Raw genomic sequence first — 19,153 nt, 5'->3', positions numbered from 1 at the left:
TAATTATTATACATGGGTGGGCGCTGTGTGTCACAACGGCCCGTTCAACGCGGCAACTAACGCCACATGTGCCATTTTTTACCCACTTAAATGTGAGCGATAAATAAGATAAATTATAATTTTTATTTTATAAGATGCTGTTTTTTAATAATTATTTAATTTTAAAAAGATAAGTGGCACGCGAAGTGTAAGGAAGGCGTATGAGTAATGTTTTAAGTTAAGGCTGGCTGATAGCGAGCTAAATAGTTTCAAGTTTGGAGGTGGTAATTATGGACAAGCAATGTGACCGCGTTAATAACGATCTGGCTATGACCGATAATCAAACCACTTTAGATCAACCGTCAGTCAAGCGTCCTCACTGGCTGACCCTATGTATGATGGCAACCGCTGCCAGCGTAATTGTATTAGCGGGTTGCGGAGACAGCGGTGAAGACGCTGCGGTACCGCAGCCTGCTGAAGAGTCTGCCCCATTAGAGCAAGACACTACGGCTGAACCCGCTGCCGGCATGAGCGAAGAGCCAGCCATGGAACAGGATCCCGGTCTAAATGAAGATCCTGCTTCTCAGGGCTCAATGAATCAAAGCATAGGTGCTGGCGCTGAGGGTTCTATGTCTTCTGAAGATACTATGTCTTCTGAGGATCCTATGTCCACAGACGAGACAATGCCCGAAGGTACTATGGATGAGCCTGCTGAAGGCACCATGAATCCAGATGAAGATGAGGCGGGTTTCGGTGAAGGCACGGATCCAATGCCTGGTGACAGCAATGCCAATGACGATGATGAAACATCAAGTAATTCGTAAGTTCTGTTTTTAGCTAAGTTCTGTTTTTAGCGCAGCCTTAAGGCTAAGGCCAGCGTTTGAACAGAAAGTACCGGTCCCTACGATGATAAGTCGAATCAGCTGTCTGTTCCCTGCGGCTGCTCCACACGATTTATCATCTTTTTCGCCCCCGCGCCCGCGGGGGTTTTTTTTATGTGTCTTTTTTGATTTTGTGGTTTGTGGCTTTTTATAGCGATTAACGCGTTGGCTGGCGCTATGCCTACGATTCTTCGTTGTCTTCTAAGCGACGATAGAGCGTTCTGCGAGCAATGCCCAGCACCTCGGCCGTACGACGTTTATTGCCGCCGGTGGCTTCCAATACTTTGTTGATGTAGCGCTTTTCGACTTCTTCTAAGCTTGGCCAGCGGGTAGACGTGGGCGTTGATACCTGGCTTGCGGCGAGCACTTCGCCGCTTAGCGTCGCTACTAGCGGAGCCCCTGCGTCTGAGGCTGACTTCGCGCGCAGCCGCTCGGGTAAATCTTTATGGCTGAGTGAGCCGTCTTCACTCAACGTCACCGCGCGCATAATGGCGTTTTCTAGCTCGCGGACGTTGCCAGGATAGGGATAGTTAAGCAGGCTGTTGAGTGCTTCCGGCTCAAATTTTTCTATCTGCTTACCCTGAGCTTCAGCATGCTTGTCGATCAGTGCAAAGACGAGATGCTCAATATCGGTGCCGCGTTCGCGCAGCGGCGGAATGCTTAGCGAGAAAGTCTCTAGGCGGTAGAACAAGTCACTGCGGAAGTTTTCTTGCTCTATTTCTTTGCTTAAGTTGCGGTGCGTTGCGGCAATGATGCGCACATCGACCGGCTCTTCACGCTCGCCGCCTACCGGGCGCACGGTTTTTTCTTGCAGTGCGCGCAGTAGCTTGGCTTGAAGATTAATCGGCATTTCACCAATTTCGTCTAGAAATAAGCTGCCACCTTGGGCGCTATGAAATAGGCCTCTGCGTGCTTCGTTAGCGCCGGTAAACGCGCCTTTAACATGGCCAAAGAATTCACTTTCCATCAAGTCGGCTGGAATGCTTGCGCAGTTGACCGGTACAAACGGTTGGTCATTGCGAGGGCTTTCCTGGTGAATAGCGCGGGCCAAAAGCTCTTTACCGGTACCGCTTTCGCCTAAAATTAGAATCGGAGCATCGCTTTTGGCGAGGCGTGACGCATCGTGAAATAGCGCCTGCATCACCGGGCTCTTGCCCACAATGCCGTGGAAGTGACTGACGTTGGTATCGTGGGAGACGGCTAAACGCTGCCTTTCCAATACGCGGAACACCGCATCGCGAATGGCGTCAAGGTCCAGCGGCTTGGTCAAAAAATCGTCAGCGCCCAGTTTTAACGCTTCGACGGCTTGGTCAATGGTACCGAATGCCGTAATAACAATAATACCCAGCTCACTGCCTGCTTGGCGTAGCTGTTGCAGCAGCTGGATGCCGGTCATGCCGGGCAGGCGCACGTCCGTGATGACTAGCGAAACCGTGGTATGGCTCAGTAAGGCAACCGCCTCTTCTGCGCTAGGGACACCTAGCGTTGTGTAGCCGGCATCCTGCAGCTCTTCTTCTAATAGCTCACGTATCGCGGTGTCGTCTTCCACCACTAGCAACGGTAAAAGGTGTTCCTGATGGGTCACAAATGTTGTCCTCACGCGGATGCGGTTTCACCAAGGGGGAGCGTAATTTCAAATCCAGCGCCGCCAAGGGCACTGTCAAATACGCCAATCGTACCGCCGTGGTCGTTAATAATGCGGTGTACCATGGAAAGCCCCAAGCCGCTGCCTTGGCCAACGGGCTTGGTGGTAAAAAATGGATCGAACACTTGAAGATGATGGGGAGTAGGGATGCCTGGGCCATCATCTTCTACCCATATGATTAGCTCATGAGCGTTCTGCTGGGCGTGTAGGCGAATGCAGCTGACATCGGGTGCTTGTGCCGCATTGCGCAGTAAATTGGTAAGTACCTGAATAATTTGTTGACCGTCCGCTAGTAGGTTGGGTGTCGGCGACGGTAATTCAATGACCAGGCGAATATTGCGTGGCTCCAGTTCATCTTCCACTAGATCGCTGGCACTCTTGATCAGTTTATCGAGCGCCTGGCTACCTTTCTCGACGTTATGCTGGCGGCCTAATTCCATTAGCTGGCGCACGATTTCAACAATACGCTCCACCTCGCCGCGAATTCGGCCCAGCCGGGCGCGTTCGTCATCGCCAATCACATCGCGTCGTGCTAGGCGCTGTGCCTGGCCATTAATGACCGTCAGCGGAGCGCCTATCTCATGGGCAACGCCCGCGGCCAGCACGCCTAATTCAGCGAGTTTTTTCGATTTTCGCAAACGTTTCTCAAGCTCAATTTCGCGCCGCTGACGATCTTCGATATCGTGATCCTTCTCCGTCATCGCATCGAGCATGCCGTTTAATCCCGATGCAAGGCGGCGATATTCGGTGGGGCCATCTTCGGCCGCACGCTGGCTTCGGTCACCGTCTTCCACCAGTAGCATTACGTGTAGCAATCGATTAAGAGGGCGTTCTATATAGCGGCGGAACCCCCACCAAATACTGAACACGATTCCCCCTGCACCCACCACGAATACTAGCACCGCGACTATGCTAATAAAGCCCGTGTAAGTTTCAATACCGGTATTGAGCCGGTTGACCTGTAGCACGCCGTACACGGTACCATTTTGGGCGCGTAATGGCGTTAAGGCGGAGTAATAGTTCCAGCCGTCGTGTTCGCGGTAGTTGCTATACAGATCGTCGCGCTCAATCACCTGCTGGATCTCTTCACGGCTAAAAATGTCTTTGCCTAGACCCAGTCCATAAATATCGCGCCCATCGGTATCAAACACATAGGCACCGTAAATGCGGTGAAAAGAGAACGCCGACTGTAAGGCTTCTTCAAGCGATGTATCGCTGCCCGGCGTGATGGAGTAGCTAAGTGAGGTGCTTAGCGCGCGGGTAATAATTTCGACTTCGGTCTGTAGTTTGGAGCGTACGTTGTCTTCCAGCGACTTAATGGCGACTAAACTAAATACCACCAGGATCACAAACAGCGGCACAATCACCGTCAAAATAATTAAATTGCGTAGTCGCATGCGATATCCATGGTGGCCTTAATGCATGGTAGTGACGGGCAGCGTTAGAGGTTCTGCCCGTGAGTAAAGGGGGGCGGCTATTGATCGATTGGACGCAGGCGATATAAGCCGCCCTTTGGGTCATCCGTTAGCACATAGATAGCGTCATCCGGGCCTTGGCGCACATCTCGGATACGCCCTACCTGGCCTTCCAGGATCAACTCCTCTTCGACAACGCTGCCGTTCTCTAAGCGCAGGCGCAGTAGTTTTTCGCTGCCTAATCCGCCGGCAAGTAAGTTGCCTTCCCATTCGCCAAACGTAGCGCTGGTCACTTCAGCAAGCCCCGCTGGCGCAAAACGACCTTCAAACACGTAGGCCGGGTCGGTCATGCCGGGCAGCGAGGTTTCACCAATAGGCTCATTCGTGGCGTAGTCATTGCCTTGACTGACCTCTGGCCAGCCGTAGTTAAGGCCTGCTTTTATATGGTTAAGCTCGTCGCCAGTGCTCGGGCCATGCTCTGAGACCCAGGCCTCGCCGTTACGCATTACCGTCATGCCCTGAATATTACGATTACCCATAGAGTAAATCTCATCTAGGGTCGCATCATCACCCACAAAGGGATTGTCATCAGGGACGCCGCCTGTTTCGGTAAGGCGCAGGGTGGAGCCTGCATGGTCATCGCCTGCCTGAGCGCGAGACGGATCACTGCCGCGGTCGCCGATGCTCATTAATAGCGTGCCGTCAGGCAGCCATGCGAGACGTGAGCCGTAGTGACGCCCAGGCCCTGAGGCGCGATCTTGTGTAAATAAGTGCTCAACCTCACCCAGTTTATTGCCCTGCCATTTGACGCGAGAAAGTGCCGCTCGGCTGTTGCTGCCATCGGCCTTGCTCCAGGTAAAGTAAATCCAGTCGTGGCTGTCATCGCCACTATTCTGTGCAAAACCGGGATGTAGCACCACGTCCAATAAACCACCCTGGCCTTGGTTACTCACTTCGGGCATGCCTTCCAGCGTTCTGATATCGCCACTGTCAGGGTCGACTAGCTTTAATTGCCCGCGTCGTTCACTCACCAGGTAACGGCCATCGGGTAAAAAAGCCACCGCCCATGGGTGCTCAAAACCATCGGCGACACGTTCAAGTGAAAGGTTGATATGGTCGGTTTCAAGCCTTTCTTGAACAATGTCGGCCTGCGCTGTGCTAATCATGCTCGCCAACACTAATCCACCAACGGCGGGAATTAGTAAACGGGAGGTTAGACTCGTCTGGTTCACATCATGCATAGCGTAGCCCTCTGGTGATGGTGTCTAAGCAAATCAACATAATCAGTAGTCTAGCAGTGACTCTTCTGCCGTGCGGGGGTTCCCGCTAAGCTCGCTTAAAGGACCAGCTTACATGAGCAAGGCAAGCAGCACCGGCAGATAAATCAATGCAAGCAATGTAGAGCAAAACACGAGGCTTGCCACATAGGCGGGTTCACGCTGGGCACGCTGAGCAAACAGATAGTTGAACACCGCCACGGGCATGCACATCTGCACCACTAAAATGCTTTGTGCCAGCGGTGGTAGGCCGACCCAGTCGGCGATAAACCAAGCGGCTGTCGCGGCGAGCGGCACGCGCACAAGGCTAAAGCCCAAACCTGAGCTTAGGTTTTTAACCTGAATGCTGGCCAGCGACACGCCCAGCGTAATCAGCATAAGCGGTACCGTGAACCCTGACATTAAGTCCACCGTGTTTGCCAGCCACGGCGGCAGTGAGGTGCCGGTCAGTAGCAGCGCCATAGAAATGATAATGGCGTAAACCGTGGGCGTTTTGATAAGGGTTTTGAGCGGATTGCCCTGGCTGTTAAGCGCAGCGCCTAGGGTGAACTGAAATAGTGATACGGTGACCATGACCGTGATGCCGTAAGCAAACCCTGCGCTCCCGAAGGCGTAAAGCACTACGGGTAAACCCATGTTGCCGGTATTGGGGTACATCATGGGAGAAAGCAATACGCGCCAGTTCCGGCGCAACAGTTTTGCCACCAGAAAGGTGGCCACTCCCATGGTGATGATCACCAGCGCTGAGGCCAGCATTGTTTGGCCAAACGTGGCAGCGTCAATGTCAGCACCCGCCAGCGAGGCTAGTACTAGCGATGGTGTGCCGATGTTAAACACTAGCCGGGTGATAAAGTCGACCGGGTAGGGCTGGCCTAAACGTATCCATAGAAAGCCAAGTCCTGCACCGGCTAGTATGGGCGCCATAACGGCAAAAAGTTCGGCAAGCATTTACGGTCCTTGGCAGTCGTCAGCTAGCTATTGTCGTTAATCAGTGGACTAGCTGGCAAGGCAAACACGCCAATTACACTAAATCGTGGCGGCGGAGGCTTTCCATTGTAGCGGTATCTGGCTACGCAAAAACTCTAGCAGTGCATGAGTACGCCGCGTTTGATGGCCGTAGGCATAAAGTAGCGTGATCGGCAGCGCGATCGGCTCCCAGCCCGGCAGGCAGTTAATCAACTCGCCCGGGTGATGCTGTTCACGCTTCTCGGTTAGCCAGTGAGATAAAAGACCGATGCCCTGGCTGCGCGCGATGGCATCAATGTGAAGACTCGTGAGGTCTACCTTTAGTCGCGAGCGAGGCGGGTGAAATGTATATTCGCCATGTTCAGGGTGAGCAAGCATTAACCCATCTGAGGTCGACCCTAGCAAATCTATCCATGCATGCTGGTTAAGTTCATCGGGGCGGTGGGGTATGCCAGCGTTAGCTAAATACTGAGGGCTGGCATAAAGGCCTCGGCTTAAGTGCCCCAAACGCTCCTGATTTAAGCCGCACTCATGGGTTGGGCCAAGCCATACGTGAACGCTGTTGCTGTGCATTTTTGTTGGTGGCGTTTCACGCGTGTGCAGCGTTAGCGCTACCTTTGGGTGACGATTGAGAAACGCATCAATTGTGCTTGCTAACCAGCTGCGCGCCAGCGCGCCATGTACTTCAAGCGTGATTTCACCACTGATCTCCTCACGCAGCTCCGAGAGCGCTTCCTGGCTATGGGCAGCCATGGCCAGGAGCTCGGTGCAGTAAGTATGAAACAGCAGCCCGGCCTCTGTTGGAATCAGACGGTTTGCCTGGCGCCTCAACAGCGGCTGATTGAGCCGTGCTTCTAGCTGGCTGATTCTACGACTTAAGGTCGATTTGGCTAACCCAAGTTTTTGAGCACTGCGCGTCAAGCTGCCTGTCGTCATCACATCGGCAAAAGCAGACAGTTCGTGAAAGTCATACATTGTCAGGCCCGCAGCGATTAAAGGGTGTCTATTGTGCCATTTAAAAATCTTAATGCAAATAATTAGCATTCGTTAATGCATGAGGGTGCTGTTTATCATCACTCTTAAATAAAGCAATCAATAGCCGCTCATAAAAAGCCCCACCATGAGGCGGGGCAAAGGATCAAATCAGGATAGCTCATTAAGCAGGTACTAAAAGTTGAACGTTAGGCCCAGATTGTACTGGCGGCCATCTAATACGACGCCATAATCATCATTTGTCACCTCTTTGTTGGCGATATTATAGATGCCTGCTTTCACCTGTGCGCGGTCAGTCAAATCATATACGACACCAGCATCAATGAAGCTATATCCTGGTGTGCCATCGCCCATGCTAGTGCGTGCTAGGTAGTCGCTCGTGGATCCACGATAATTGCCTTGTGTCCATAGGCTTAGCTCAGGAGTTGCCTGCCAATTAACGGCAAGGTTGAACATATGCTCAGGAATTTTATTCAGTGGCTCGCCAGCAAATTCGCCGGATTTTTGTTCTGAGTCGGTATAGGTATAGCTAGAGCTTAGGCGCACATCTTGGGTAAAGTCGTAGTCTAGTGTGAACTCTACGCCCTGCATCTCGGCTTCATCGATATTTCGATAAGTGCTAAGAAAAACATAATCATTGCCAGCGTATGGGCATTCCCATGTGGAAGGGTCGTTACGATCTGCGTTTGGTGTGTTGCAGTAGCGATCCTCTGCAATTTTATCGTCAAACTGCGTATGGAACAGCATTATGCTGGAAGTGAGGCGTCTGTCTGAGCTATTAAAGATAAAGCCGGCTTCATAGTTCGTGCTGGTTTCAGGCTCCAGATCTTCGTTCCCAATAATGAGTGCGCGCGCATGGGGAGCCGGAGAGCCGCCGCCGCCGGTGCCGCGGCCGAAGCCTTCGGTCGCGGCGGCAAGCCCAGGCTGGGAATAACCGGTAGATACGCCGCCTTTTAACGACCATTCAGGCGTTAGGTGATAATTGGCATAAATGCGAGGCGAAAGATGGCCGCCGAATAGTTCGTCGTCGTCGTAACGCATACCCGTGGTAACGCTAAAGGCATCCGTAAGGCTCCATTCCATTTCGACGAACAACGCGGCAATCCAGCGTTCTACGTTACGCATAGCATTGGGGCTATTGCCAATAAGCCCATTGGTATCATCAACAAGCTCTTCTTCTCGGTACTGACCACCAAAGGTCAGCATATGATCGCCCCAGAAGTAAGTTGATTGGTTATTAAGGGTTGTGACTTCTTCACGCTTTTCATCAGGTGATGGGCTGACGCGCTCCGAAATATCATGTTGCAGATAGGTATCCGTCATAAAGGCGCCATAAGTGCCTTTATGACCAAGGGTGAATACATCCTTATCGTAGCGATAAGTAATCGAAGTGGCGGGGTTGCCACGGCTATCTATCATGGCAATGCTACGGCCAGGATTATGTGTGAATTCTTTAACCGATGACGTGTATCCGAAACTGTACTCGTTCAGCTCGTCTGGTGTGAGTATTAACTCAGCACCGATCTGGCGTGTATCGCTGTCTGGGGTGCTTTCGGCGTTATCGCTACCGCCTAAGTAATCACTCTCTTCTGTTCCTTGCCAGCTACCATGCACGCGTAAACCCAGCAGTCCTTCTATTAGCGGGCCGCCTGTATAGAAGCTAACTTGCTGCGCGTCGTTGTTGATATCATTGAGAGAATGGGTGTACTCGGTGACAACTTGGCCTGACCATTCTTCTGGCACGCTTTTGGTAATAATGTTGATAACGCCGCCCATTGCTTGCGAACCATATAGCGAGGACATAGGGCCGCGGATGACTTCAACACGCTCAATCATTGCAATGGGGGGCAGGCCGATTTGTTTGCCGCTATCCTGGCCGTTTGTATTGACGGACCGTCCGGCGGAAATGGGGCGGCCATCAATCAAATACAAGGTATAGCTATCATCCATACCCCTGATACTGATGTCTTGAGCTCCCCCTCCACCAGTAACATAAACGCCTGGGATGTTTCTGACCGCATCCGTAATATCACTATAGGACTGGCGATTCAGCTCCTCCCCGCTAATCACCGAGATGCTGGCGGGAGCATCGGCAATGGACTGCTCGTACCCAGAAGCGGTAACAACCATCGGGTCGAGAGTGGCGTTTTCTTGTGCGACAGCAGCAGCAGCTATGGCCATAGAGGATAGGCCGATGGCATTCGCTAATGCACGACGAGAGAAGTGAGGCATTTAAGTTCCTTGGGATGATATTGCTTACAGATGCTCATGGTTTTTTTTAGCATATGAGATTATTTATCATATGAGATATTTATTCTATTGCTAATAGTTCCACTTTTCGAGATAAAAAAAATGAACATGCTGTTGTGTTTTGGGCAACTGGGTGTGGTGATGAATTTGTAGAGTGCGTCGTCTTCTGGCGATGGGTTTATCAGCATAAAAAAGCCCCAGCGAAGGCCGGGGCATCAAGTCAGTATTGAAGCAGTAGCGAGTAGGAACGAATTAGAACTCGTAGCGGGCGGACAGCCACAGGCGGCGGCCTTCCTCACTATTGGCGTACACATTGCCAAAGCTAGTGCCATCGCCATAGGCGCGGTAGTCCACGAAGTCCTTATCAAACAGGTTGTAGATTGTGGCACTTAGGTTAAGGCTGTCGGTCACCGCGTAATTACCGCCCAGATGAAATAGCGAGTAGGCTTTAAAGTCACCTAAATCATCATAGGAAGGAGCGCCCCGAACGCCTTCACGATTACGGTAGCGCTCGCTGCGGTACTCCGCTGAGAGCCATGTATCTAGCTTCGCTGTGGTTTGCCAGCGCAGCGTGGCATTGACCGCGTGCTCCGGAGTATCGGTAAGCGGATCGCCTTCATTTTCGCCGCTTTGCTGTTCACTATCGGTATAGGTGTAATTGGCATTCAAACGCCAATCGGAATTGAACTGATAGCTGGCGGCTAGCTCTATGCCCTGGGTGACGGCTTCATCAATATTGATATCTTGGCCATACAGACCGTCGGGAATCAGCGGATCGTTTTCGATCAAGATATCGTTGCCACTGGCGATCTTATCGTCAAACTGGTTATAGAAAAGCGTCGCGCTGGCGGTGAAGCCCTGTTGGTTATCGTAGTGTGCGCCGATCTCGCTGCTGGTGCTGGTTTCCGGCTCCAAGTTAGGGTTACCGATGGTGAGCACAGTACCCTGTCCGGTGACGCCATTAATGCCAGCGTGCAGTGCATTAAGCGTTGGGGTCTTATAGCCGCGGCTAACACCGCCTTTTAGCGTCCACTCCGGGGTGGTATTCCAGACCAAGTAACCGCGTGGGCTAAACTGGCTGCCAAAGGCATCATGATGGTCATAGCGACCGCCTAGGGTTAGGGCTAAATCCTCTCGCAACAGCCACTCGTCTTCAGCAAATAGCGACCAAGTGGTTTGCTCGAAGGTTTCCCCTGCAAGGCCGTCATCAAGTTCCGCATCCCACCACTGCATACCTATCGTGGTCATATGATTGCCTAGCGGCATTACGAACTTGCTATCTAGCACCGTATTAGTGGTCTCAAGCTCGCGCGGTTCACCGCCGACAATGCCTGGAAAACCGTCGTAAGACTCACCTATTGCGCCTGGAATGGTGCGCCCTTTGGTTTCAGTGGTATTGCGCATTAGGCTGGTTTCCAGCGTGCCTGATGCAAACCGGCCCGTGTGGCCAATTGCGACTTGTTCACGCTCAAAGCGAAGTTCGTCAGAGTAGCCAAACGCTTCGCCTGGTTCTGGGTCGCAGCTACGAGAGCGTCCGTCAAGCGTGCCCAGCTGGCATTCATCGTTGTTATAGCGCTGTCTATTGACCTCACCATCAACCCAGAGGTCATTGTTGTCGTTCGGTGTCCAGGTTAGTTTGCCGCCCAGGTTATAAACATCGCCCTCGACCGGGCTGGGGCCGCGCTGGCTTACTTCAATCGGATCGCCGTTCTCGTCGCTGTAGACAAGTCCGGATGCGTCGCGCTCATAGAGGCGTCCGCGTAGCTGAATGCCCAGTGTGTCTGCTATCAATGGGCCGCTGGTATAGAGGTTGATTTCCCTGCGGTCGCCAAAGTCACGATCTTGGTTAAAGGTATTCTCAATGCCCACCGACCCTGTCCATTCACGGCCAACGCGGCGGGTAATAATGTTGATGACACCGCCCATGGCATCGGAGCCATAAAGCGTCGACATCGGCCCACGAATAACCTCAATGCGTTCAATGCTGGATACGGGGGGGAAGAAGCTGGTCGAGGTTTCGCCAAAGCCGTTAGGCGTAACGCTGCCCGCTGTATTCTGACGGCGACCGTCGATTAGTATCAATGTGTAGTCGCTAGGCATGCCGCGGATACTGATATTACTGCCGCCCGTTTTACCCACTTGGCCACCGACATCGACGCCTTCAATATCGCGCAGTGCGTCTGCAATGCTAGTGACGCGCGTGCGCTCAAGCTCCTCACGGGAGATCACCGAGATGCTGGCCGGAGCGTCCACCATGGCTTGCTCAAAGCCACTGGCAGATACCACTATATTGTCTAACGGAGTGGTTTCTTGGCCATAAGCAGCTGAGGAGATAGCGGCAAGTGCGATGGCACTGGTTAATGTACGGCGAGTAAATTGTTGCATGACGAACCCCGTGATAATACGATTTGCTTGCTAATGATATTTATTATCAAATAGGGTTGAGATTCTAAAAAGAAAAGTTCCCACTTGCGATGCAAAATTATGGAACGATTCGTTGCGTAAATTGAAACCTTGGCGTGATTGGCGCTGTTGCAAAATATGGAACATGGCATTCAAGCAAATAGTAGTGCAAGTGATTTTGATAATCGTTACTATTTGGTATCTGGTTTATTATTTGCCAATCAACTTATATCGATACTTATTTTAAAGTAGGGGATCTCAATGCTGCGTTCGGTACTGCGTCATGGTTTAACAGGTGTGCTCTTAACGAGCCTTATCGCCAATGCCCAAGCGCGTGAGCTAGATACCGCCTTTGGTAAAGTGGAGGTGCCTGATTCACCGGCGCGCGTCGTGACGCTTTATGAAGGTGCCTTGGACGCCTCCGTCGCGGCTGGAATCACCCCGATTGGTGCGGTCGCCACGCGGGGCGGCAATGAAGTAGCGACCTATATGAGTGAGCATATCGATACTCGCCAGCTGGAAATGGTGGGCGTTGCACGCGAAACCAATATTGAAGCAGTGCTTCGCTTGCAGCCGGATCTCATTCTAGCCACCCCACAGCTTCCCGAAGAGCAATACCGACTGCTTTCGCGCATTGCGCCCACCGTTGTACCTGAATCAAACGGTATGTCGCGTGAACGTTGGAAGGCAGAGTCACGCCTTTATGGGCAGGCGCTGGGTAAAGAGGCCGAGGTAGATGAGGCGCTTGAAAGCGTTGAACAGCGCGCGGCTGAGCTTAACCAGCGCCTAAGCGAAGCACAGGTGGGCGGTACTGCCTACTTGGCTCGCTGGATGCCCGCAGGCCCCATGGTGATGTCGACTGAGCTGTTTGCAACCGGTGTGCTGGCATCGACCGGTATCAGCGTAGAAGACGAAAGGCTGGTTAAAGAAGGCAGCGCGCATAGCGATATTCTGAGCCTTGAAAACCTGTCTATGATCGACGGCGACTGGTTGTTTCTTGCCACGCTTAACGATGAAGGCCAGCAGGCACTTGATGCCGCTGAGCAAAGCAGCGCCTTTACGCGTCTAAACGTTGTCCAGCAAGGTCACGTTGTGCCTGTTAATGGTCAGGTTTGGAGCAGCGCCTCTGGCCCCTTAGCCGCCCAAGCCATTTTGGACGATATCGAAAAAGCGCTGTTGCCGTAGGCCCTCTTGCTACCAGCGCTCTCGCTATTGAAGCGCTTTTAGGTGCCAAGATTCTTGTTATAAAAATCTGTGGCATAAACGTCTTTGGTATCAACGTCCTTGGTATAACCGTCCTTGGTAAATAGATACGCTCGTGAAGGAATGGCCATGAAAGTCTTCGCGCGTGCGCAACGTCTTAATCAGCGCACGCTATTGTTATGCCTACTCACCGCCCTTGTGGCGGTGAGTCTCGTTAGTTTACTGGTAGGGGCGGGTAACGTTTCGCCGTCTCAGGCGCTCTCAATGCTGCTGGGCGGTGAGGACAGCGAGGCGTATTTCGTGGTCTGGGAGCTGCGTGCGCCGCGTACCTTAATGGGGATTGCGGTAGGCATGGCGCTGGGCGTTTCGGGGGCGCTTTTACAAGCGGTGGCCCGCAATCCGCTTGCTGAACCTGGCTTATTGGGCGTAAGCGCGGGTGCAGCCTTTGCCGTGGCGCTAGCGTTAGTGCTTGGAGCCAGTGCGGCAACGCTGCGTATTTCAGTGGCGCAGCTGGGGGCGCTGATCGGCTGCCTGTGCGTATTAGGCGTCGCTCGCTGGCGTGGGGTCGGCAATGATCCCATTCGCCTAGTACTAGCAGGGGCGGCCTTTTCAGCATTGCTCGGGGCAATGACCTCGTTAATGCTGCTATTTGATCAGCGCTCGTCCGATGAGGTGCGCTTTTGGGTGATTGGCAGCTTGGCAGGACGCCGCTTGGAAGACCTGTTGGCCGTGTTGCCATCGGCAGTGGTGTGTAGCGTATTAATTGCTTTAATTGCGCGACCTCTTTCCGCGCTGGCGCTTGGTGAGCGTATGGCGTCGGGGCTTGGGCATCATCCACAGCTGATCCGCGCCTTAGTGGTACTTTGCGTGGCGCTGCTAGTGGGGGCGGCAACGGCGATTGCTGGGCCTATTATCTTCGTTGGACTGGTGGTGCCCTTTATTGCCCGCGCATTTGCCGGGCCTGATATTCGCCGCACTCTGTGGTTTTGCTTGCCAATTGGCCCTTTGATTATTCTAGCGGCTGATATTATTTCGCGAGTGGTGGTGGCGCCTTCTGAGCTGCCGCTGGGGGTTCTTACCGCACTCTGTGGCGCGCCGGTGCTGATTGCCGCCGTGCGTGCCCGTCGCCTACCAACGCTATGAGCATTTCTATGAGGCCAAGCGGGTTGAAATCTGACGTCCGGAATCGCAGAGAACACAGAAAAAACAGCACCGCTGCTGACGATGAGCCGGTGCAGCCGCCTGCAGGTTGCTGGCGGTGGGGCGAGCGTAAAATAAATGGTGCGAGCGTTCTGGTTGAGCGCCGCGCCGTTTGGGTCAACAGTGCGCTGATGGTCGCGCTAGTATGTGCCGCTATTGCCTACCTGTGCCTTGGCAGCCTGACGCTTATGCCTGGCGAGGTGATCATTGCGCTGGCGGGGCAGGGCGATATGATGACTGGATTTATGGTTCAGGAATTGCGCCTGCCACGCTTAGTCGCGGCCTGCTTGACCGGCGGGGCATTCGCCCTGGCCGGTATTCTTATGCAGACACTGGCCCGTAATCGCTTGGCGACGCCGGGCATTATTGGCATCGATAACGGCGCTACGGCGTTTGCGGTTGCCTCGGTTGTGGGTGTGAGCGTCTCGCTAGCCCCTTCGGCAATGGCCTTGACCGGCGCGGTGACCGCTGCAGTGCTGACCTTTGGGCTAGCGGCGGGGAGCGGCACTCAAGGCTATCGCTTTATCGTCGCCGGTATCGGTGTTGGCGCCGTATTTGGGGCGATCACGCAGCTAATGCTGGCGCGAGTAGCCATTGATACCGCCAACGCCGCTTATCCATGGACGGTAGGATCACTTAATGCTCGCTCAGGTGGCTCCGTTCAACTATTGGGCATCGGCCTCGCGCTGGGATTTGTGGCGTCACTGGCGTTAGCCCGCTCGCTGACCATCCTGCGTTTTTCCGAAGCGACGGCTAACGGGCTTGGGGTGAACGCCAAAGTAAGACGTATCCAAATACTGCTGCTATCGGTGGTATTGACGGCGCTTGCCGTTGCCGTGGCCGGGCCGGTGGGCATGGTGGGGTTGATCGGGCCTGAAATTGCGCGCGCGCTGTCTACTCCACGCCACGTGCCGGTGGTCGCGGCAACGCTTGCCGGTGCCCTGGTGATGGTGCTGGCAGATTTAATGGGGCGCACCCTGCTGACGCCGATTGAGCTTCCGGTGGGTATTGTCACTGCCATTATTGGTGGCCCCTGGCTTTTATGGATTTTGATGCGGCCGCAACGGAGTCACGCATGAACGATTTTCAAACGCCGCCAACGCTGGCTACTGATGCGTTGAGCATGGGCTACGGCACGCGGCGGGTCATTGATGGTCTGGATATCAACCTGCCTAGCGCAAAGGTAACAGCCATTGTTGGGCCGAACGGCTGTGGCAAGTCAACATTACTGGCGGGGCTGGCTCGCTTGCATAAGCCCGATGGCGGTTGCGTATTGTTGAACGGTGAGGATATTCAGCGATTGCCTTCTCGCCAGTTGGCCACTCAGCTGGCGCTGCTGCCGCAGGAGGCAATCGCTCCGGAAGGCTTAACTGTGACGGAGTTAATCCGCTTTGGCCGGCAGCCGCATCAAGGTTGGCTGCGCCAGTGGTCGGCAGAAGACCAGCGTGTTGTGCAGCACGCCTTAGCGGCGGCAGGCTTAGAGCAGCTTGCCGACAGGCCGATTGAAGCGCTTTCCGGCGGCCAGCGTCAGCGTGCCTGGATTGCCATGACCATCGCTCAGCAAACGCCGCTATTGCTGTTAGATGAGCCCACTTCCGCATTGGATCTTGGCCATCAAATCGAAGTCTTCGAACTGGTAAAAGAGCTCGCCCATCACGGACGCACCGTTGTGATGGTGCTGCATGATCTTGCCAGCGCGTGCCGCTATGCTGACCATCTAGTGGCGATGCGGGAAGGGCAGATAATCGCGCAAGGGCCGCCCGCGTCAGTGGTGACGCCAGAGCTAGTTCGCACGCTTTATCAAGTAGAGTGCACGCTAATAACCGACCCCGCGACCGGAAGCCCTCTGTTGGCCAATGTGCGGCGCTCCCCCGCGACGGCTTAATCTGCTGTCAGTCCGGCGAGTGTTTCGCTAGCCTTAGCCGGATGCTAACAATCTCAAATAAGGAATACTTGTGTCCTCTCCTGCACACAGTTTTCAGGCTTTGATGCGGCTGTTGCGCTATGCCAAAGGCTATCGGCGGCGCATTATTGCCGCGACCACCTGTTCAGTTATCAACAAGCTGTTTGATATTGCGCCAGAGATTTTGATTGGTGTCGCCATTGATGTGGTGGTGAACCAAGAGCAAAGCTTTGTAGCGAGCCTGGGCTTTGAAACGCCCCACCAGCAGATCACCATGCTGGCGATACTGACCTTTGTTATTTGGGCAGGGGAGTCGCTGTTTGAGTATCTGTTTCAAATCCTCTGGCGCAACTTAGCCCAGCGCCTGCAGGCGGATATGCGCCAAGACACCTACGAGCATGCCCAGCGGCTCGATATGGCCTTCTTCGAATCGAAAAATTCAGGCCAGCTGGTGGCCACCATGAACGACGACGTTAACCAGCTTGAGCGTTTTCTAGACGGCGGTGCCAATGCGCTTATTCAGGTAGTCGTCACCGTGGTGGCGGTGGGCGCGGTGTTCTTTGTGCTTTCGCCGCTGATCGCGCTGCTAGCCTTTACGCCTATTCCGCTAATTATCTGGGGCGCGTTCTTCTTTCAGCGCAAAGCCGGGCCTCTTTATAGCGATGTGCGTGAGAAGGTGGGTGATCTAGCTAGCCGGCTTTCTAACAATCTTAGCGGTATTGCGACGATCAAAAGCTTTACCAGCGAAGACCGCGAAGCGCAGCGCCTGCGCCAGGCCAGCGAAGCGTATGTCGAGGCCAACCGCCGGGCGATTAAGGTCAGCTCAGCGTTTATTCCCGTTATCCGCATGGCGATTTTGGCGGGCTTTCTGGCCACCTTTACCGTGGGTGGCATGATGGCGCTCAACGGCTCGCTGAACGTCGGTGCTTATGGCGTGCTGGTGTTTCTGACCCAGCGATTGCTCTGGCCGCTAACCGGCTTGGCCCAGGTGATCGACCTGTTTGAGCGCGCCATGGCCAGCACACGCCGGATTCTTGACCTGCTCGAGGTACCGATCACGGTTAAAGATGCCAGCACCACTCCGCTCACCCAGCCGGTGCGTGGCGACGTCACGATTGAAAACGTGAGTTTTCATTACGCAACTAGCCGAGTGGGCGTGGATGGAATTAATCTGCATGTGCCTGCCGGCAATACCCTGGCGCTGGTGGGGGCCACTGGGTCGGGTAAATCGACGCTAATCAAGCTGCTGCTACGCTTTTACGATCCAGAAGCCGGGCGCGTACTGATCGACGGTCAGCCTATTATTGACGTGAGTATGAACTCGCTGCGCCAGTCCATTGGCTTAGTCAGCCAGGACGTGTATCTCTTTGAAGGCAGTATTCGAGACAACATCACCTATGGCAAGCCGCAGGCCGATGAAGCCGAGATTATCGACGCTGCCAAAACCGCTGAGGCTTGGAGTTTTATTGAAACATTGCCTCAGGGACTAGATACCCCCGTTGGAGAGCGCGGAGTGCTGCTTTCTGGCGGCCAGCGCCAACGGCTCTCACTCGCGCGGGCACTGCTTAAAGACCCGCCGATCTTGGTGTTGGACGAAGCCACTAGTGCGGTGGACAACGAAACCGAAGCGGCCATTCAGCGTTCCCTAAAGCGCATTGCCCATGGGCGTACGGTGATTATGATTGCCCACCGGCTTTCTACCATCGTTCATGCTGATGAAATCGTGGTGATCGAGAAAGGTCGCGTCGCTGAGCGGGGCAGCCACGCCAGTTTGCTTGCCACCAACGGGCACTATGCCGCCCAGTGGCGCGTACAAACCGGCGAGGCTCTGGCAGGAGATATAGAAGTGCTAAGGTAATCCCCCCGAAAAACCAGGGTGCTCAAAAGTAGAATTTTCCGTAAGCTAAACGTAAGGAGATTCTGCATGAAAAAATCACGCTTTTCTGACAGCCAAATCATGGCAATCCTGAAGCAAGCTGAGAGCGGCCTACCCGTTCCTGAGCTCTGCCGTGAACACGGCATGAGCAGTGCTAGCTTTTACAAGTGGCGAGCCAAATTCGGCGGCATGGATACCTCCATGATCAAGCGCATGAAAGAGCTCGAAGATGAAAATCGGCGGCTTAAAAAAATGTATGCCGAAGAGCGTCTCAAGTCCGAGCTGCGTAAGGAAGCCCTGGAGGGAAAGTGGTAAAGCCATCTCTCCGTCGTGAGATGGCATACAAAGCGGTAGCGAAGGCTCGTTGTAGCATTCGCGTGGCCTGCGTTACCTTCAGCGTCAGCGAATCCTGCTATCGCTACCAAGCCAAGCTCAGCAGTGAAAACACCGAGATTGCCGACCTGCTGGTGCGGTTGACTCAGCACCAGCGCAACTGGGGCTTTGGCCTATGCTTTCTGTATCTGCGCAACGTGAAAGGCTATCCCTGGAACCGCAAACGCGTTTACCGAATTTATCGGGAGCTGGAGCTGAATGAATATGCGTATCAAGCCCCGCAAGCGGCTGGTACGTGAAAAGCCCGAACCTCTGGTGGTGCCCACAGTAATCAACGCCAGTTGGTCCATGGATTTCATGCATGACCAGCTAGAAGATGGACGACGTTACCGGCTATTCAACGTGATCGATGATTACAACCGGGAAGGCCTGGGCATTGAGGTGGATCTGTCTTTACCCTCTGAGCGGGTAATGCGAGCGCTGGATCAGATCATCGAGTGGCGTGGAAAACCTACCCAGATTCGCTGTGACAACGGGCCGGAATACATCAGTGCCACTCTAGCTGCCTGGGCTGAGAAGCAGAGCATCACCTTGGTCTTTATCCAGCCCGGCAACCCGCAGCAGAATGCATATATCGAGCGCTACAACCGAACTGTGCGCTACGACTGGCTGGCCCACTACCTGTTCCACTCCATTGAGGAAGTTCAGGAATATGCAACGCAGTGGCTATGGACCTACAATAACGAACGGCCCAACATGGCCCTCGGAGGCATTACCCCTCAACAGAAACTGGCCATGGCGGCCTGAACTCTACTTTTGAAGCCCTCTA

13 protein-coding genes and 1 pseudogene are annotated in these 19,153 nt (G+C 53.8%); 7 read left to right on the top strand and 7 right to left on the bottom strand.

Annotated elements, in window-relative coordinates:
- Positions 1-269 precede the first annotated feature (269 nt).
- On the top strand, positions 270-803 hold the full coding sequence (locus KUO20_RS11940) for a hypothetical protein (protein WP_235040076.1): 534 nt from the start codon (positions 270-272) through the stop codon (positions 801-803).
- A gap of 238 nt (positions 804-1,041) precedes the next feature.
- Here the strand turns inward: KUO20_RS11940 and KUO20_RS11935 are convergent, their stop codons facing one another.
- From KUO20_RS11935 to KUO20_RS11905, 7 genes are all read right to left on the bottom strand, one after another.
- Positions 1,042-2,445 (bottom strand): sigma-54-dependent transcriptional regulator, encoded by a 1,404-nt coding sequence (locus tag KUO20_RS11935; protein ID WP_235040075.1) that lies wholly within the window; start codon positions 2,443-2,445, stop codon positions 1,042-1,044.
- 11 nt (positions 2,446-2,456) lie between these two features.
- Positions 2,457-3,902 carry a sensor histidine kinase gene (locus tag KUO20_RS11930; RefSeq protein WP_235040074.1) on the bottom strand — a complete coding sequence of 482 codons (1,446 nt, stop codon included), beginning with the start codon at positions 3,900-3,902 and terminating at the stop codon, positions 2,457-2,459.
- A gap of 77 nt (positions 3,903-3,979) precedes the next feature.
- Positions 3,980-5,161: a PQQ-dependent sugar dehydrogenase gene (locus KUO20_RS11925; RefSeq protein WP_235040073.1), complete on the bottom strand. Its 1,182-nt coding sequence runs from the start codon at positions 5,159-5,161 to the stop codon at positions 3,980-3,982.
- Between the two features lie 108 nt (positions 5,162-5,269).
- Positions 5,270-6,145 carry an AEC family transporter gene (locus KUO20_RS11920; RefSeq protein WP_235040072.1) on the bottom strand — a complete coding sequence of 292 codons (876 nt, stop codon included), beginning with the start codon at positions 6,143-6,145 and terminating at the stop codon, positions 5,270-5,272.
- Positions 6,146-6,223: 78 nt separating this feature from the next.
- On the bottom strand, positions 6,224-7,138 hold the full coding sequence (locus KUO20_RS11915; RefSeq protein WP_235040071.1) for a LysR family transcriptional regulator: 915 nt from the start codon (positions 7,136-7,138) through the stop codon (positions 6,224-6,226).
- 192 nt (positions 7,139-7,330) lie between these two features.
- Positions 7,331-9,337, bottom strand: coding sequence for a TonB-dependent receptor domain-containing protein (locus KUO20_RS11910; protein WP_235040070.1), 2,007 nt, complete (start codon positions 9,335-9,337; stop codon positions 7,331-7,333).
- A gap of 321 nt (positions 9,338-9,658) precedes the next feature.
- Positions 9,659-11,791 carry a TonB-dependent receptor domain-containing protein gene (locus KUO20_RS11905; RefSeq protein ID WP_235040069.1) on the bottom strand — a complete coding sequence of 711 codons (2,133 nt, stop codon included), beginning with the start codon at positions 11,789-11,791 and terminating at the stop codon, positions 9,659-9,661.
- Between the two features lie 279 nt (positions 11,792-12,070).
- Here KUO20_RS11905 and KUO20_RS11900 point away from each other — a divergent pair, with 279 nt between their 5' ends.
- The 6 genes and pseudogenes from KUO20_RS11900 (at position 12,071) to KUO20_RS11875 (ending at position 19,131) form a co-directional block, all read left to right on the top strand.
- Positions 12,071-12,994 carry an ABC transporter substrate-binding protein gene (locus KUO20_RS11900; protein ID WP_235040068.1) on the top strand — a complete coding sequence of 308 codons (924 nt, stop codon included), beginning with the start codon at positions 12,071-12,073 and terminating at the stop codon, positions 12,992-12,994.
- A gap of 147 nt (positions 12,995-13,141) precedes the next feature.
- Positions 13,142-14,155 (top strand): FecCD family ABC transporter permease, encoded by a 1,014-nt coding sequence (locus tag KUO20_RS11895; RefSeq protein WP_235040067.1) that lies wholly within the window; start codon positions 13,142-13,144, stop codon positions 14,153-14,155.
- An 8-nt stretch (positions 14,156-14,163) separates the two neighbouring features.
- Complete coding sequence (locus KUO20_RS11890) at positions 14,164-15,291, top strand: FecCD family ABC transporter permease (protein ID WP_237673373.1); 1,128 nt, start codon at positions 14,164-14,166, stop codon at positions 15,289-15,291.
- Positions 15,288-16,097, top strand: a complete 810-nt coding sequence (locus KUO20_RS11885; RefSeq protein WP_235040065.1) for an ABC transporter ATP-binding protein — start codon at positions 15,288-15,290, stop codon at positions 16,095-16,097. Before KUO20_RS11890 ends, KUO20_RS11885 begins: the two co-directional genes overlap by 4 nt.
- A gap of 103 nt (positions 16,098-16,200) precedes the next feature.
- Positions 16,201-17,973: an ABC transporter ATP-binding protein gene (locus KUO20_RS11880; protein WP_235042474.1), complete on the top strand. Its 1,773-nt coding sequence runs from the start codon at positions 16,201-16,203 to the stop codon at positions 17,971-17,973.
- Positions 17,974-18,039: 66 nt separating this feature from the next.
- Positions 18,040-19,131, top strand: a pseudogene (locus KUO20_RS11875) (IS3 family transposase).
- Positions 19,132-19,153: the final 22 nt, after the last annotated feature.

It is taken from the genome of Vreelandella profundi (assembly GCF_019722725.1).
GTDB classification, from domain to species: Bacteria; Pseudomonadota; Gammaproteobacteria; order Pseudomonadales; family Halomonadaceae; genus Vreelandella; species Vreelandella profundi.
The sequence above is the reverse complement of the archived record's forward strand: the minus strand, read 5'-3'. Positions and strand labels throughout refer to the sequence as shown.